Raw genomic sequence first — 14009 nt, forward strand, 5'->3', positions numbered from 1 at the left:
CCTCTGGCCTGCCGGCCATCTCCCCCACAAGGGGGGAGATTGACTAGACGACGATCGTCTTCAGCCGCTCCGCTATAAGTGCGGCGAGCCGCGTCGCCACCTCGTCCTTGCTCATCTCGGGCCATTCGTCGGCACCGGCCTTCCAGACGATCCGCACCTTGTTGCGGTCGCCGCCCATCACCCCGCTTTCGTGGGATACATCGTTGGCGACGATGAAATCGGCGCCCTTTTTCCTGAGCTTGGCCTCGGCGTTCCTGACGAGATCCTGCGTCTCGGCGGCGAAGCCGACGACCAAGCTGGGCCGCTTTCTGTGATGGCCGACACCGGCAAGGATGTCAGGGTTTTCGATCATCTGCAGCGCCGGCGGCCCCTCGCCCGCCACCTTCTTTATCTTCTCGCCGGCCGAAGTCTCGCTGCGCCAGTCCGCAACCGCCGCGACGAACACCGCCGCGTCCGCCGGCAAAAGCCGTTCGACCGCGTCCTTCATCTCGTTGGCGGTTTCGACATGCAACGTGGTGACCTCAGCCGGATCGGCAATGCCGACCGGACCGGAGACGAGGCGCACATCGGCGCCCAGCCTTGCCAGCGCCGCCGCGATGGCATGGCCCTGCTTGCCGGACGAACGGTTGGCAATATAGCGCACCGGGTCGATCGGCTCATGCGTCGGCCCTGAGGTGACGATGATCTTTCTGCCTGCCAGCGGCTTCGGACTGATATCGAGCAGCGCCTCGATCGCAGCGACGATTTCCAGCGGCTCGGCCATGCGGCCTTCGCCCGCCTCGTTGCTCTCGGCCATTTCGCCCTTTGCCGGGCCGACGAATGCGACGCCGTCCTTCCGCAACGTCGCCCGGTTTCGCCGGGTCGCGGGATGCGACCACATTTTCGGGTTCATGGCGGGCGCCATCAGCACCGGCTTGTCGGTCGCAATGAGCACGGTCGAGGCAAGGTCGTTGGCATGGCCGTTGGCGAGCTTCGCCATCAGGTCGGCGGTAGCCGGCGCCACGACGACAAGATCGGCCTCGCGCGACAAGCGGATGTGGCCGACATCGTGCTCGTCATTGCGGTCGAACAAATCCGTGAACACGTGGTCGGCCGACAGCGCCCCGACCGACAGCGTGGTGACGAATTCCTGCGCCGCGGCGGTCATCACCACGCGCACCACAACACCCCGCTCGCGCAGCCGGCGGATCAGGTCGAGTGCCTTGTAGGCGGCGATACCGCCGCCGATGATCAGCAGGATGCGCTTGCCGGAGAGGGTCATGCCCAGTTCTTGTCCGATGTCATGCCGGCTTCAGCGCCGGTTCGATGTCGGTATGGATGAAATCGTCGCCCTTGAAAAGCAGCGGCAGGTTTCGCGTCTTGGCCAAGGCGTAGGCGAAGCAGTCGCCCATGTTGAGATTGGCGCGATGGCCAGTACCTCGGCCATACAGTGCATAGGCTTCAATTCCGGCTTGCGCATGTTCGGCGGAGAGCGCGACGATTGTGACTTTGAGTCTAGCAAGAAGGCCCGTCAACTCGGCCGTGCCAGCCGCGCCATAGCGGCGGACAATTACTGTGCCGCATTCCATCAGGGTTGCGGCGCTCATCAGTATCCGCTGATTTCCGGCGAGGCGCTGGGCGATCGCCGGAGCGTCGGGCTCCTGCTTCAGGATGGCCACGATCGCTGAGGTGTCGACCACCACGGTCATTCCTCCTCGATGAAGGACCAGAGGTCATCAGTGAATTTCTTCTGATCGAAATCCGCTTGTTGCAATCGTCGGCCGAATTCGAGGATTTCCTCCGCCGTAACAAAATCCCCGTCACGTTCTTTGGTGACTGCCACATCCTTCAGCAAGAGATTTCTTGCCTCCTGCTCCATTGACACGCCATGTCTGGCAGCCCGCTCGCGCAGTTTTTGCTTCAGATCGTCGTCGAGATTGCGAATGGTCAGGGTGCCCATAACTACCCTTGCCCCAGTGTGGTCGGTCTGAACTTGGCTTCGTCCTCGGCTGCAATGCCCGACGAGTCGAAACCTTTGGTGGTCGGAAGCCCTACGGATGCGGCGAGCACGTCCCGCGCCTCCTGCTCCATGGAAACGCCACGCGCGGCGCCACGCTCCCGCAGTCGCCGCATGACACTCTCATCCACATTGCGAACAGTAATCCGGGCCATGATCGCGCTCCCGCGAACCTAATATAGCGACACCGGAGCATGACTGCAATGACAGCACTGCTGTCATTGCTTGCAGTCAGAGCAGCTTCGAGGCGATAAAGACCAGCGTCAGCGCGATCACCCACAGCGCCAGCCTGCCTGAGCGGGTGTGGCGCGCCTCGGCCTTGCCGATGGCGTGCGCCGTCCTTTCATCGAAACGCAGCCCGTGTTCGGCCATCAGATCGATCTCGCGCGACAGCCGCTCGGTGCGGGCGACGAGGTCCGGCGCCTGGCGGGCCAGCGCCAGCAACGCGCTGGCGCCGTCGCGTGCGTCGGCCAGCAGGGCACGCGGGCCGAGATTGCCTGATATCCAGCCTCCGACCACCGGTTCTGACGTCTTCCACATGTTGAATGCCGGGTCGAGCGTGCGGGCAACGCCCTCGACCACCACCATGGTCTTTTGCAGCAGCACCAGTTCGGACCGTGTCGCCATGTCGAAGAGGTCGGTGACCTCGAACAGAAGCGCCAAGAGCTTGGCCATCGAGATGGTTTCGGCCGGCTGGCCGTGGATCGGCTCGCCGATGGCGCGGATCGCCTGGGCGAATGCCGCGACGTTATGCAGGCGCGGCACGTAGCCGGCCTCGAAATGCACTTCGGCGACGCGCAGATAGTCACGGGTGATGAAGCCGTAGAGAATTTCGGCGAGGAACCGGCGCTCCTTCTTGCCGAGCCGGCCGGCAATGCCGAGATCGACAGCGACGATGGTGCCATCGGGCTCGACGAACAGGTTTCCCGGATGCATGTCGGCGTGGAAGAAACCGTCGCGCAGCGTATGGCGCAGGAACGACTGGACCAGATTGGCGGCGATCGCCTTCAGATCGTGGCCGGCGGCAGTCAGGCCGGCAATGTCGTTCATCTTGATGCCGTCGACCCATTCCATGGTCAGCACGTCGCGGCCGGTGCGTTCCCAATCGACCGTCGGCACGCGAAAGCCGGGATCGTCCCTGGTGTTTTCGCCGAGCTCCGAAAGCGCTGCCGCCTCAAGCCTCAGATCCATCTCGATCTTGGTGGTCTGCGCCAGCGTCTGGGTCACCTCGACCGGCCGCAGCCGGCGCGACGACGGGATGTATTTTTCCTGGAGACGGGCGGCGAGGAAATAGCTTTCGAGATCGCGGAAGAAACGGCGCCGCACGCCCGGCCGGATCACCTTCACCGCCACCCGCGAACCGACGCCGTTCTGCAAGGTTTCGGCGGTATGGACCTGAGCGATCGAGGCCGCGGCGACCGCCTCGCCGAAACTGGCGTAGAGCTCGCCGACCTTGCGCCCGAGCGAGGCCTCTATCGCCGCAATGGCCTCGGCCTGCGGAAATGTCTGCATCTTGTCCTGCAGCATGGCGAGATCGAGCGCTATGTCGTTGCCGACGACATCGGGCCGTGTCGCCAGGAACTGGCCGAGCTTGACATAGGATGGGCCGAGCCGGACGACGGCCTTGGCCAGCCGATCGCCACGTTCATAGGCAAGCGCGCGGCGGCGGGTGAACAGCCGTGCCACCCGCCAGCCGAATTTCGGCAGGCCGAACAGCTCATCGCCCGGCAACGCCGCGACGACGCCTTCGCGGACCAGCACCCAGCCGGCCCGTACGAGCCTGAAACCAGCGCCGACGCTGCTCATGACTGCGCTTGTCCTGCCGGTTTTCTAGACCGGCGAAGGGCAGGTCGCGTATAAAAAATACGGGCCAGCCTCAAAGCTTCCAGCCCGAATGAAGCGCAGCTATGCCGCCGGCATAATTGCGAAAAGACACGCGGTCAAAACCGGCGCGGGAAATCATCGCGGCAAAATTCTGCTGATTGGGAAATTTGCGGATCGATTCGACCAGATAGGAATAGGGTTCGTTTTCGCCGGTCACCGCCTTGCCGATCCTGGGGATGGCGTTGAACGACCACGCCTCGTAGACCCTGTCGAGCAGCGGCATGTCGACCTCGGAAAATTCGAGGCAGAGAAAGCGCCCACCGGGTTTCAGCACGCGATAGGCTTCGGCAAGCGCCACATCGATGCGCGGCACGTTGCGAATGCCGAACGCGATCGTGTAGGCGTCGAAACTGGCCTCAGCGAAAGGCAGCTCCTCGGCATTGGCCTCGACGAAATCGGTGTTATCAGTCAGGCCCTTTTTCTCGGCCCGGTCGCGGCCGACGGCGAGCATTGAGCCGTTGATGTCGAGAACCGTCGCATGGGCGTTCCTGCCGCTCGCCTCGACGATGCGGAAGGCGATGTCGCCGGTGCCGCCGGCAACGTCGAGAACGCTCCAGCCCGGTCGTTTCGGTGGATTGAGCCATGTGACCATGGCGTCCTTCCACAGCCGATGCAGGCCGCCCGACATCAGGTCGTTCATCAGATCGTAGCGGTTCGCCACCTTGTGGAAAACGTCGTTGACCAGGGACTGCTTCTCGCCTGCCCCTACGCGCTTGAAACCATAGGAGGTTTCCATGCCGCCAACGGCCGTGGTTCTCTCAACCGACATTATTTTTGATCCGCCATAAAACCGGCGGGACCATAGCCGATCGATGGTGCCGACGCTATTGTTTAAGGCGCGGTGTTCGGCCGCGCTTCCCGGTCGTGGGATCACGCTTATGGCTCCATGTCCTGGACTGACCTGATGGGATGATTGCATGCCTTTGAAAGCGGAACTGCACTGCCATATCGAAGGGGCAGCGGCGCCCGAACTCGTCATCCGCCAGGCGCAGAAATACGGCAAGGACGCCTCGCCCTACATTCAGGACGGCTCTTTCGTCTGGCACGATTTCACCTCCTTCCTCGCCGCCTATGACTTCTCCTCCGACCTGTTCCGCACCGAAGAGGATTATGCCCGGCTGGCCGATCATTATCTGACCAGCCTCGCCCGCGACGGCGCCATCTATTCCGAGATCTTCACCTCGCCGGACCACGCCGGGAAGGCCGGGCTGTCGCCCAGGGCCTATACGGACGCGCTCGGCGAAGGCATGGCGCGCGCCAAGGCCAAGACCGGCATCGAGGGCCGCATGATCGTCACCGGCGTGCGCAATGCCGGCGTCGAATCGATCGAGCAGGCGGCGCGCTTCGCCGCCCGCTGCGGGCATCCGCTGGTCGCCGGCTTCGGCGTCGCCGGCGACGAGCGGATGGGCGATCTGGAGGACTATGTCAGGGCCTTCGAAATCGCCCGCGAGGCCGGCCTTGGCATCACCGTCCATGCCGGCGAACTGATGGGCTGGGAGAGCGTCAAGGCCGCGCTCGATCACATCCGCCCCGCTCGCATCGGCCATGGCGTGCGCGCCATCGAAAACCCCGACCTTGTCCGTCGCATCGCCGATGAAGGCGTCGTGCTCGAATGCTGTCCGAGCTCCAACATCGCGCTAAGGGTGTTCGACAGTTTCGCCGATCACACTTTTCCGGCCCTGTTGGCGGCAGGCTGCAAGGTGACGCTTAACTCCGACGATCCGCCCTATTTCCGGACGTCGCTGAAGCGCGAATACGACATTGCCGCCGAGCATTTTTCGATGAACGACAAGGCGCTCGCCTCCGTCACCAGAACCGCCATCGACGCCGCCTTCGTCGACAGGAAGACCAAGGCAATGCTGCTGGGCCGGCTCGACGTCAAGGGCAGGTGAATGGTGAATGGTGAATGGTGAATGGTCCACCCGGCGCTTCGGTCCGTCAACCGCGAGTTCTCCGCTGAACCAAGGACTCGCAAACCTGTTCACTATTCACTATTCACCATTCACTACTCACTTTTCACCTGCGCAGCTAGGAGACCACCATGCAGGGCGTCACCGTCGTCGACCACCCGCTTGTCCAGCACAAGCTGACCATCATGCGCAAGAAGGAAACTTCGACGGCCGGCTTCCGGCGGCTGCTGCGCGAGATCTCGCTGCTGCTCGGCTACGAGGTCACCCGCAACCTCGAATTGACGACGACGACGATCGAAACGCCGATCGAGACGATGGAAGCGCCGACGCTGGAGGGCAAGAAGCTGGTCTTCGCCTCAGTACTGCGCGCCGGCAACGGCCTGCTCGAGGGTTTGCTCGACCTGGTGCCGGCGGCGCGCGTCGCCCATATCGGTCTCTACCGCGACCACGAAACGCTGGAAGCGGTCGAATATTTCTTCAAGGCGCCGAGCGATCTCGCCGACCGGCTGGTGATCGTCGTCGATCCGATGCTGGCGACCGCCAATTCGGCGATCGCGGCGATCGACAAGTTGAAGGGGCGCGGCGCCACCAACATCCGCTTCCTCTGCCTGCTCGCGGCGCCAGAAGGCCTCGATCGCTTCATCAAGGCGCATCCCGATGTCCCGGTCTTCACCGCTTCCATCGACCGCCAGCTCAACGAGAAGGGCTACATCATGCCAGGCCTCGGCGATGCTGGCGACCGCATGTACGGGACCAAATGACCGTGGCGCCGCTCGTTTACCGATCGTTTACGCAAACGACCGCTTTCTGCATCTGTTAAAGCGGCAAACACCATGCCGCGATAAGCATGGGTCTTCACGAAGGCCGGTCCATGCTGCGCAATCTTCTCATCCTTGGCGTGCTCGCCGTAGCATCGGCGTCGTTCCCGATGCTCTACCAGTCGAATCCGCAGATGCTCGAAGGCCTGCTGAAATCGGCGGTCGGGGCCAGCCCGGCGGTCGAAACGGACCTGAACCTGGCCACGGTTCCCGACAGGCCGGCGCAGCCGCTCGGCCGCAAGGTCGTGATCCCGGCTGACGCGCGCGGGCATTTCACGTCGGCGTTCAAGCTCAACGGTCGAACGGTCGACGGCATGATCGACACCGGCGCAACGCTGGTCGCCATCAACAGTTCGACGGCGCGCAGGATCGGCGTTTCGCTGAACGCGTCGGATTTCAAGCACCAGGTCAACACCGCCAACGGCGCGATCAAGGCTGCGCTGGTGACCGTCGATCGGCTGCAGATCGGCAAGATCACGCTCGACGGCGTCCAGGCGGTCGTGCTCGACGACAAGGCGCTGCGCACCAATTTGATCGGCCTGAGCTTTCTCCAGAGGTTGGAAAAATACCAGGTCGAGAACGGCGCGCTGCTGCTCGTCCAGTGAACCATGATCCCGAAAAGTGGAAACCGGTTTTCGGAAGATCATGGTCCAATAAAAAAACTTCATCCGCGCGGCAGGATGCGCCGGATGACGGTTTTTTCCGCGGGCGGCTTCGAAGCGCCGATCGAATAGGCCGAAAGCACGGCGGCGGCGGCCGCCTCGGCATCCCCGGCATTGCGGGCGTGGACCAGCGCCAGCGCCTCGCCGGCCCGCACCTCCGCGCCGACAGGCAGCAGCCGGGTGATGCCGACCGCATGGTCGATCCTGTCGTCCGGCCGGATGCGCCCGCCGCCAAGCCCGACGACGGCAAGCCCGATGTCGCGGGTGGAGATACCGGTGACGAAGCCGTTTTCGGTCGCCTTGACCGCAAACTCCATCGCCGCCCTCGGCAGGTGTTTTTCCGGGTTCTCGACGAAGTCGGCCGGACCGCCGAGCGCCGCCACCATGCGCGCGAAGACGGCGGCGGCACCGCCGCCGGCAAGCGTCTCGGCGGCGCGCCGCATGCCGTCCTGGTTGGACGAGACCAGCCCGGCCGACTGCAGCATGTCTGCGGCCAATGCCACCGTCACATCCTCCAGGCGCCGGTCGCGGAAGCGGCCGGTGAGGAAATCGACGGCATTGCGTACCTCGACCGCGTTGCCGGCTGCCGAGGCCAGCGGCTCGTTCATGCCGGTGACCAGCGCCGAGGTCTTCAGGCCGGCGCCAGTGGCGACTTCGACCAGGCTGTTCGCCAGTGTCGTTGCGTCGCGCGACTTTTCCATGAAGGCGCCGTTGCCGACCTTTACGTCGAGCACCAGCGACTGCAGGCCGGCGGCCAGCTTCTTCGAGAGGATCGAGGCGGTGATCAGCGGCACCGATTCGACGGTTCCCGTCACGTCGCGGATCGCATAGAGCCGGCGGTCGGCGGGCGCGAGATCGGCGGTCTGGCCGATGATGGCGCAGCCGGCTTCGAGCACTGCCTTGCGGAATCCCGCGACATCCGGCTGGCTGGTATAGCCCGGGATGGCGTCCATCTTGTCCAGAGTGCCGCCGGTATGGCCGAGGCCGCGGCCGGAAATCATCGGCACATAAGCGCCGCAGGCAGCGACGATCGGCGCCACCAACAGCGAGACATTGTCGCCGACGCCGCCTGTCGAATGCTTGTCGGTGACCGGGCCCGGCAGGTCCGACCAATCGAGCACGTCGCCGGAATCGCGCATCGCCAGGGTCAGCGCCACCGCCTCGTCGCGGCTCATGCCGTTGAAGAACACCGCCATGGCGAAGGCCCCGACCTGCCCGTCCGAGACGGTGCCGGCGGTGAGGCCTTCGATGAAGCTGGCGATCTCCTGCGTCGACAGCTTGTGGCCGTCGCGCTTGCTGCGGATGATTTCCTGGGGAAGCATCAGGCCGGGACCTTACGCTCCGGCAACCCATCCTGGAACACACGCTGGAGGATCGTCGCCAGCCGCGCGCCGCCAATCGGCGCCATGTCCTTGGTCTCCTGGTGCGAAAGCTCCGCCCCTGTCATCCCTGCGGCGAGATTGGTGATGACCGAGCAGGCGGCGACGCGCAGGCCGAGAAAACGGGCGAGGATGACCTCCGGCACGGTCGACATGCCGACGGCATTGGCGCCCATGACGCGCGCCATGCGGATCTCGGCGGGCGTCTCGAAGCACGGCCCCGAAAACCACATATAGACGCCCTTGTGCAGCGCGGTGTCCGTCGCCTTCGCCGCCGTCTCGATCGCTGAGCGAAGACCGGCATCATAGGCTTCGGTCAGGCCGACGAAGCGGCGGTCGCTCGGCTCGCCGATCAGCGGATTGGAACCCGAGAAATTGATGTGGTCGGTGATCAGCATCACCGAGCCCGGCCCCATGCCCGGATCGACCGAGCCGGCGGCATTGGTGAGGATCAGTTGCGAGATGCCGAGGCCGGCAAGCACTTCAAGCGCCGGCCGCATCGCCGCCGCGTTGCCGTGCTCGTAGTAGTGAGCGCGGCCGGACAGCATCAGCACAGGCGTGCCGGCAAAACGTCCCGCCACCACCTCGCCGGCATGGCCGGTGACGCCGCTTCTGGGAAAGCCCGGCAATTCGCCATAGGAAATGCGGACAGCATCCTCGACCTGGTCGACAAGCCCGCCAAGGCCCGAACCCAGCACCAGCGCGGTGGCGGGCGCCAGCCCGTCCAGCCTTTCGACCAGACGATCAAGCGCTTCCTTCATGTCAACCAGCTCTTCATTTCAACCAAGCTCTTCATTTCAGCATATCGCCCTGAAAGCCGTAGGGCAGCATCTCGCCCATGGTCACGGTTTCGACCACGCCGTCATTGTCGCAAAGATAGAGTTTGGTGTCCGGCCGGCAGAATTCGGCCAGCCGCTGCCGGCAGCCGCCGCAGGGCGAGCATTTCGCCATGCGCTCTGCGATGACAGCGATTTCCGTTATCCTGCCGCCGCCGGCCATGATGAAGTGGCCGAGCGCGGTGGTTTCGGCGCACCAACCTTCCGGATAGGACGCGACCTCGACGTTGGCGCCGGTAAAGACGCGGCCGTCCTCGGTGCGCAGTGCCGCCCCGACCGGGAATTTCGAATAGGGCGCATAGGCCTTGGCCATGGCGGCCTTGGCCTCTTCGAACAGATCATGCGACATTGTTTTTCCATTGCATGATCTTGTCCGAAAGCCGGCTTCCACTTTTCGCTGACGCGGACCTGCGGTTCGAAATCATGCTCATATTTTTCCATTGCATGATCCTGTCCGGAAACCGGCTTCCGCTTTTCGCTGACCTGCGGTTCGAAATCACGCTTAGCGTTCCTTGACATAGGGCACGCCGCCGGCGCGCGGCGGAATTGCCTTGCCGATAAAGCCGGCGAGCAGGATGACGGTGAGGATATAGGGCAGCGCCTGCATGAGCTGCACCGGCACCTTGCCGATCAGCGGCAGCGGCGTGCCCTGCAGGCGGATCGACAGCGCGTCGAGGAAGCCGAACAACAGGCAGGCGAACATGGCGTTGACCGGCTTCCACTTGGCGAAGATCAGCGCGGCAAGCGCGATGTAGCCCTTGCCGGCAGTCATGTCCTTGACGAAGCCGCCATTCTGCACCATCGACAGATAGGCGCCGGCAATACCGGTGAGCACGCCGGTGCAGATCAGCGCCCGGTAGCGCAGCCAGGCGACCGAGATGCCGGCGGTGTCGACCGCGGCCGGGTTCTCGCCGACCGCGCGCATGCGCAAGCCGAAACGGGTGCGGAACAGCACCCACCAGGTGAACGGCACGGCGAGGAACGCGACATAGACCAGCACGGAATGACCGGAGATCAGTTCCGAATATATCGGTCCGAGGATCGGCACGCCCCTGAGCGCGTCCGCGCCGGGCCAGACGATCGCCCCGAACCGCTCGTCCGAGGCCAGAGCCGGCGTACGTCCACCTTGCTGGAACCAGGCCTGGCCGAGCATGATCGTCGATCCGGCGGCGATGAAATTGATCGCCACGCCGGAGACGATCTGGTTGCCGCGATGGGTGATCGAGGCAAAGCCGTGGACCAGCGCAAAAGCGACCGAGATGAGGATGGCCATGCCGAGGCCGATATAGGCGGAATGGAAGACGGAGGCGGAGGCAGCACCGGCGAAGGCGCCGACCAGCATCTTGCCCTCGAGCCCGATGTCGAAAATGCCGGCCCGCTCCGAATAGAGGCCGGCGAGGCAGGCGAGCAGCAACGGCACCGACAGGCGGATGGTCGAGTCCAGAACCTGGATGATGGCGTTGAACAGATCCATCTCAGGCGCCCTTCCCCTTGATCGCTTCGATGCCGACAGATCTCGGGCTGAGCGAGGCGAACAGCGCCTGGACATAGGGCCGGAACATGTGCTCGAGCGCGCCGGCGAACAGGATGACCAGGCCCTGGATGATGACGATCATGTCGCGGCTGATCGCCGGCATCTCGAAGGCGAGCTCGGCGCCGCCCTGGTAGAGCATGCCGAACAATATTGCGGCGAGCACGATGCCGACCGGGTGCAGGCGTCCCATCAGCGCTACTGCGATGCCGACGAAACCGGCGCCCGAAACGAATTCGAGCGCGACATTGTGCTGGTCGCCCATCGTCGGGTTGAGCGCCATCATGCCGGCCAGCGCGCCCGAAATCATCATGGCGACGATGATGATGCGGGTCTCCGAAATGCCGGCATAGCGCGCCGCTTTCGCGCTGTGGCCGTAGGTGCGCATCTCGTAACCGAGCCTGGTGCGCCAGATCAGCATCCAGACCAGAAACGCCATGGCCAGCGCCAGCAGGAAGCTGATGTTGAACGGCGCCGAGCGGATCTTGGCGCCGAACAATTCGATGACCCAGTTGAGCTTCGGCAGTTGCGCGCCGTCGAGGAAGGTGCGTGTCTGCGGCGCCATCGAATTGGCCGGCTTCAAGAATCCGACCAGCGCGTAGACCATGACGCTGGCGGCGATGAAATTGAACATGATGGTGGTGATGACGATGTGCGAGCCGCGCCTGGCCTGCAGATAGGCCGGGATCAGCGCCCACAGCGCCCCCATCGCCGCAGCGGCAATGATCGCCAGCGGAAAGGTGAGCCACCATGGCAGCACGCTGTCGAAGGCCAGGCAGACGATGCCGATGCCGAGACCGGCGATATAGCCCTGGCCCTCGCCACCGATGTTGAACAGGCCGCAATGCGCGGCAACCGCCACCGACAGCCCGCTGAAAATGAAGGTGGTGGCGTAGAACAGCGTGAACGCAATGCCTTGCCCACGGCCGAAGGCGCCCTCGATCAGGACGGCGGCAGCGCGGAACGGATTTTCGCCGACCAGAAGCACGACGAGGCCGGCGACGACGAAGGCAACGGCGAGATTGATCACCGGGATCAGCCCGTAATCCGCCCAGGCCGGCAGCTTGGCGTAAGGCGTACTCATTCCGCCGCCTCCCGGTGCTCGACGCCGGCCATCAGCAGTCCAAGCTCGCCTTCGCTCGCCTCGGGGCCGCGCTCGCCGACGATGCGGCCAGCAAACATCACCAGGATGCGGTCGGAGAGCGAACGGATCTCGTCGAGCTCGACCGACACCACCAGCACCGCCTTGCCCTGATCGCGCATGGCGATGAGCCGCTTGTGGATGAATTCGATGGCGCCGACATCGACGCCGCGCGTCGGCTGGCCGACGATCAGCACGCCCGGGTCCTGTTCCATTTCCCGCGCCAGCACGATCTTCTGCTGGTTGCCGCCGGAGAAATTCGCGGTCTTGAGACGGCAGTCCGCCGGGCGGATGTCGTATTTGGCGATCTTGTCCCTCGCGTCGTCGCGGATCGCGTCGATGTCGAGGAACGGTCCCTTCAGGTATCGCGGATCGTCGTGATAGCCGAGTATCGAATTCTCGTTCTCCTCGAAGGCCAGCACCAGCCCGACATGATGACGGTCTTCCGGCACATGGGCGAGGCCGCGGTCGCGCAGTTCGCCGGGATCGGCGGCCCCGGTCAGATCGATCGGCTTGCCGTCGAGCATGACGGAGCCCGAGACGGCGCGCCTGATGCCGGAAATCGCCTCGAGCATTTCGGATTGCCCGTTGCCGGCGACGCCGGCGATGCCAACGATCTCGCCGGCGCGCACATCGAAGGAGACGTCGTCCACCATGGTGACGCCACGCGAATCCTTCACCGTCAGGTTCCTCACCGCGAGCTTGACCCCGCCGGCTTCAGCCTCGCCCTTCTCGACCCTGAGCAGCACGCGGCGCCCGACCATCAGCTCGGCCAGTTCCCCGACCGTGGTCTTCGTGGTTTCCCGTGTCGCCACCATCGTGCCCTGGCGCATGACCGAGACCGTGTCGGTGATCGCCATGATCTCGCGCAGCTTATGGGTGATCAACACGATCGTTTTACCCTGCTCCTTCAACTGCCTGAGGATGCGGAACAGATGGTCGGCTTCTGCGGGCGTCAGCACGCCCGTCGGCTCGTCGAGAATCAGGATCTCGGCGCCGCGATACAGCGCCTTGAGGATTTCGACACGCTGCTGCAGTCCGACCGGCAACTCCTCGATGATCGCATCGGGATCGACCTCCAGCCCATATTCGCGCTCGAGCCGTTCCAGCTCGGACCGCGCCTTGGCGATGCTCTTCTTCAGCAGCGCATCGCTTTCAGCGCCGAGAATGACGTTTTCCAGCACCGTGAAATTGTCGACCAGCATGAAATGCTGATGCACCATGCCGATGCCGAGCGCGATGGCGTCGTTGGGCGATTTGATCGACGCCGGCTGGCCGCCGACGCGGATCTCGCCGCTGTCGGCCTGGTAGAAACCATAAAGGATCGACATCAGCGTCGACTTGCCGGCGCCGTTCTCGCCGACAATGCCGTGGATGGTGCCGCGCGCGATCTCCAGATTGATGTCGCGATTGGCGCGCACGGCGCCAAAACTCTTGTTGATGCCGATCAGCTCGATTGCGGCTTGCGCCATGCAGCCTTTCCCATCGTATTTTTATCGCTTGGTCAAAACGCCTAGCATGACGCCCCGCCCGTGCCAATTGCCGGAGCAGCGTTCACTCTCGACAAATCCCCGCGCGCTTGTCAATTTCGAACGTGGCCGCAGCCTGCACAATCGCCTGGATCGAGGATTTCAAATGACCATGCCCGACGACCGGCTGACGACGCTGGAAATCCGCGCCGCCGAGCAGGAGAAGACCATCGAGGAACTGTCCGGCCAGATCGCCGAGCAGTGGAAGGTGATCGAGCGAATGCAGCGCAAGCTCGATGCGCTGGCCGACCGCTTCCTGGAGCTGGAGGATCGGGCCGCGCCCGACGTGCCGGTGACCAAGCCGCCGCACTGGTGAGCTTGCG

Annotated in this window: 16 protein-coding genes; 4 read left to right on the forward strand and 12 right to left on the reverse strand. The window is 64.1% G+C overall.

What is annotated here, in order from left to right:
* Positions 1 to 43: 43 nt before the first annotated feature.
* The 6 genes from coaBC to ubiE form a co-directional block, all read right to left on the reverse strand.
* On the reverse strand, positions 44 to 1261 hold the full coding sequence (gene coaBC, locus AC0L2M_RS16490; RefSeq protein WP_473535383.1) for a bifunctional phosphopantothenoylcysteine decarboxylase/phosphopantothenate--cysteine ligase CoaBC: 1218 nt from the start codon (positions 1259 to 1261) through the stop codon (positions 44 to 46).
* Between the two features lie 19 nt (positions 1262 to 1280).
* Positions 1281 to 1688: a type II toxin-antitoxin system VapC family toxin gene (locus tag AC0L2M_RS16495; RefSeq protein ID WP_031254220.1), complete on the reverse strand. Its 408-nt coding sequence runs from the start codon at positions 1686 to 1688 to the stop codon at positions 1281 to 1283.
* Positions 1685 to 1939, reverse strand: coding sequence for a FitA-like ribbon-helix-helix domain-containing protein (locus AC0L2M_RS16500; RefSeq protein ID WP_023797510.1), 255 nt, complete (start codon positions 1937 to 1939; stop codon positions 1685 to 1687). Before AC0L2M_RS16500 ends, AC0L2M_RS16495 begins: the two co-directional genes overlap by 4 nt.
* A gap of 2 nt (positions 1940 to 1941) precedes the next feature.
* The gene (locus tag AC0L2M_RS16505; protein ID WP_473535384.1) at positions 1942 to 2151 is read right to left on the reverse strand and encodes a FitA-like ribbon-helix-helix domain-containing protein; all 210 of its coding nucleotides are present in this window, start codon (positions 2149 to 2151) and stop codon (positions 1942 to 1944) included.
* 76 nt (positions 2152 to 2227) lie between these two features.
* Complete coding sequence (gene ubiB / locus AC0L2M_RS16510; RefSeq protein ID WP_473535385.1) at positions 2228 to 3802, reverse strand: 2-polyprenylphenol 6-hydroxylase; 1575 nt, start codon at positions 3800 to 3802, stop codon at positions 2228 to 2230.
* 70 nt (positions 3803 to 3872) lie between these two features.
* Positions 3873 to 4649 (reverse strand): bifunctional demethylmenaquinone methyltransferase/2-methoxy-6-polyprenyl-1,4-benzoquinol methylase UbiE, encoded by a 777-nt coding sequence (ubiE, locus tag AC0L2M_RS16515; RefSeq protein WP_128247409.1) that lies wholly within the window; start codon positions 4647 to 4649, stop codon positions 3873 to 3875.
* Between the two features lie 148 nt (positions 4650 to 4797).
* Here ubiE and AC0L2M_RS16520 point away from each other — a divergent pair, with 148 nt between their 5' ends.
* From AC0L2M_RS16520 to AC0L2M_RS16530, 3 genes are all read left to right on the forward strand, one after another.
* On the forward strand, positions 4798 to 5772 hold the full coding sequence (locus AC0L2M_RS16520; RefSeq protein ID WP_473535386.1) for an adenosine deaminase: 975 nt from the start codon (positions 4798 to 4800) through the stop codon (positions 5770 to 5772).
* 149 nt (positions 5773 to 5921) lie between these two features.
* Positions 5922 to 6551, forward strand: a complete 630-nt coding sequence (gene upp, locus AC0L2M_RS16525) for a uracil phosphoribosyltransferase (RefSeq protein WP_023797505.1) — start codon at positions 5922 to 5924, stop codon at positions 6549 to 6551.
* Between the two features lie 110 nt (positions 6552 to 6661).
* Entirely contained in the window at positions 6662 to 7213 is a 552-nt protein-coding gene (locus tag AC0L2M_RS16530; RefSeq protein ID WP_473535387.1) for a TIGR02281 family clan AA aspartic protease, read from the forward strand.
* Positions 7214 to 7272: 59 nt separating this feature from the next.
* On the opposite strand, the gene deoA is transcribed toward AC0L2M_RS16530, so the two are convergent.
* The 6 genes from deoA to AC0L2M_RS16560 all read right to left on the reverse strand — a co-directional run bounded on the left by deoA (position 7273) and on the right by AC0L2M_RS16560 (position 13629).
* Entirely contained in the window at positions 7273 to 8592 is a 1320-nt protein-coding gene (gene deoA, locus AC0L2M_RS16535) for a thymidine phosphorylase (RefSeq protein ID WP_287230354.1), read from the reverse strand.
* A complete protein-coding gene (locus AC0L2M_RS16540; RefSeq protein WP_473535388.1) occupies positions 8592 to 9410 on the reverse strand; it encodes a purine-nucleoside phosphorylase in 819 nt (272 codons plus the stop codon). The genes deoA and AC0L2M_RS16540 overlap by 1 nt, the downstream gene beginning before the upstream one ends.
* Before the next feature lie 31 nt (positions 9411 to 9441).
* Positions 9442 to 9834 (reverse strand): cytidine deaminase, encoded by a 393-nt coding sequence (gene cdd, locus AC0L2M_RS16545; protein WP_287064696.1) that lies wholly within the window; start codon positions 9832 to 9834, stop codon positions 9442 to 9444.
* Between the two features lie 153 nt (positions 9835 to 9987).
* A complete protein-coding gene (locus tag AC0L2M_RS16550) occupies positions 9988 to 10959 on the reverse strand; it encodes an ABC transporter permease (protein WP_023797500.1) in 972 nt (323 codons plus the stop codon).
* Position 10960: 1 nt separating this feature from the next.
* Positions 10961 to 12100, reverse strand: a complete 1140-nt coding sequence (locus AC0L2M_RS16555) for an ABC transporter permease (protein WP_287064698.1) — start codon at positions 12098 to 12100, stop codon at positions 10961 to 10963.
* Positions 12097 to 13629, reverse strand: a complete 1533-nt coding sequence (locus AC0L2M_RS16560) for an ABC transporter ATP-binding protein (RefSeq protein ID WP_287222401.1) — start codon at positions 13627 to 13629, stop codon at positions 12097 to 12099. The genes AC0L2M_RS16555 and AC0L2M_RS16560 overlap by 4 nt, the downstream gene beginning before the upstream one ends.
* Positions 13630 to 13792: 163 nt before the next feature.
* Between AC0L2M_RS16560 and AC0L2M_RS16565 the strand changes: the two genes are divergently transcribed.
* Positions 13793 to 14002 carry a SlyX family protein gene (locus AC0L2M_RS16565; protein WP_473535389.1) on the forward strand — a complete coding sequence of 70 codons (210 nt, stop codon included), beginning with the start codon at positions 13793 to 13795 and terminating at the stop codon, positions 14000 to 14002.
* Positions 14003 to 14009: the final 7 nt, after the last annotated feature.

The organism is Mesorhizobium sp. WSM4806 (assembly GCF_055811635.1).

Coding starts and splice junctions, on each gene's coding strand:
- coaBC (WP_473535383.1), bottom strand. CDS start 1,261: ATGACCCTCTCCGGCAAGCGCATCCTGCTGATCATCGGCGGCGGTATC.
- AC0L2M_RS16495 (WP_031254220.1), bottom strand. CDS start 1,688: ATGACCGTGGTGGTCGACACCTCAGCGATCGTGGCCATCCTGAAGCAG.
- AC0L2M_RS16500 (WP_023797510.1), bottom strand. CDS start 1,939: ATGGGCACCCTGACCATTCGCAATCTCGACGACGATCTGAAGCAAAAA.
- AC0L2M_RS16505 (WP_473535384.1), bottom strand. CDS start 2,151: ATGGCCCGGATTACTGTTCGCAATGTGGATGAGAGTGTCATGCGGCGA.
- ubiB (WP_473535385.1), bottom strand. CDS start 3,802: ATGAGCAGCGTCGGCGCTGGTTTCAGGCTCGTACGGGCCGGCTGGGTG.
- ubiE (WP_128247409.1), bottom strand. CDS start 4,649: ATGTCGGTTGAGAGAACCACGGCCGTTGGCGGCATGGAAACCTCCTAT.
- AC0L2M_RS16520 (WP_473535386.1), top strand. CDS start 4,798: ATGCCTTTGAAAGCGGAACTGCACTGCCATATCGAAGGGGCAGCGGCG.
- upp (WP_023797505.1), top strand. CDS start 5,922: ATGCAGGGCGTCACCGTCGTCGACCACCCGCTTGTCCAGCACAAGCTG.
- AC0L2M_RS16530 (WP_473535387.1), top strand. CDS start 6,662: ATGCTGCGCAATCTTCTCATCCTTGGCGTGCTCGCCGTAGCATCGGCG.
- deoA (WP_287230354.1), bottom strand. CDS start 8,592: ATGCTTCCCCAGGAAATCATCCGCAGCAAGCGCGACGGCCACAAGCTG.
- AC0L2M_RS16540 (WP_473535388.1), bottom strand. CDS start 9,410: ATGAAGGAAGCGCTTGATCGTCTGGTCGAAAGGCTGGACGGGCTGGCG.
- cdd (WP_287064696.1), bottom strand. CDS start 9,834: ATGTCGCATGATCTGTTCGAAGAGGCCAAGGCCGCCATGGCCAAGGCC.
- AC0L2M_RS16550 (WP_023797500.1), bottom strand. CDS start 10,959: ATGGATCTGTTCAACGCCATCATCCAGGTTCTGGACTCGACCATCCGC.
- AC0L2M_RS16555 (WP_287064698.1), bottom strand. CDS start 12,100: ATGAGTACGCCTTACGCCAAGCTGCCGGCCTGGGCGGATTACGGGCTG.
- AC0L2M_RS16560 (WP_287222401.1), bottom strand. CDS start 13,629: ATGGCGCAAGCCGCAATCGAGCTGATCGGCATCAACAAGAGTTTTGGC.
- AC0L2M_RS16565 (WP_473535389.1), top strand. CDS start 13,793: ATGACCATGCCCGACGACCGGCTGACGACGCTGGAAATCCGCGCCGCC.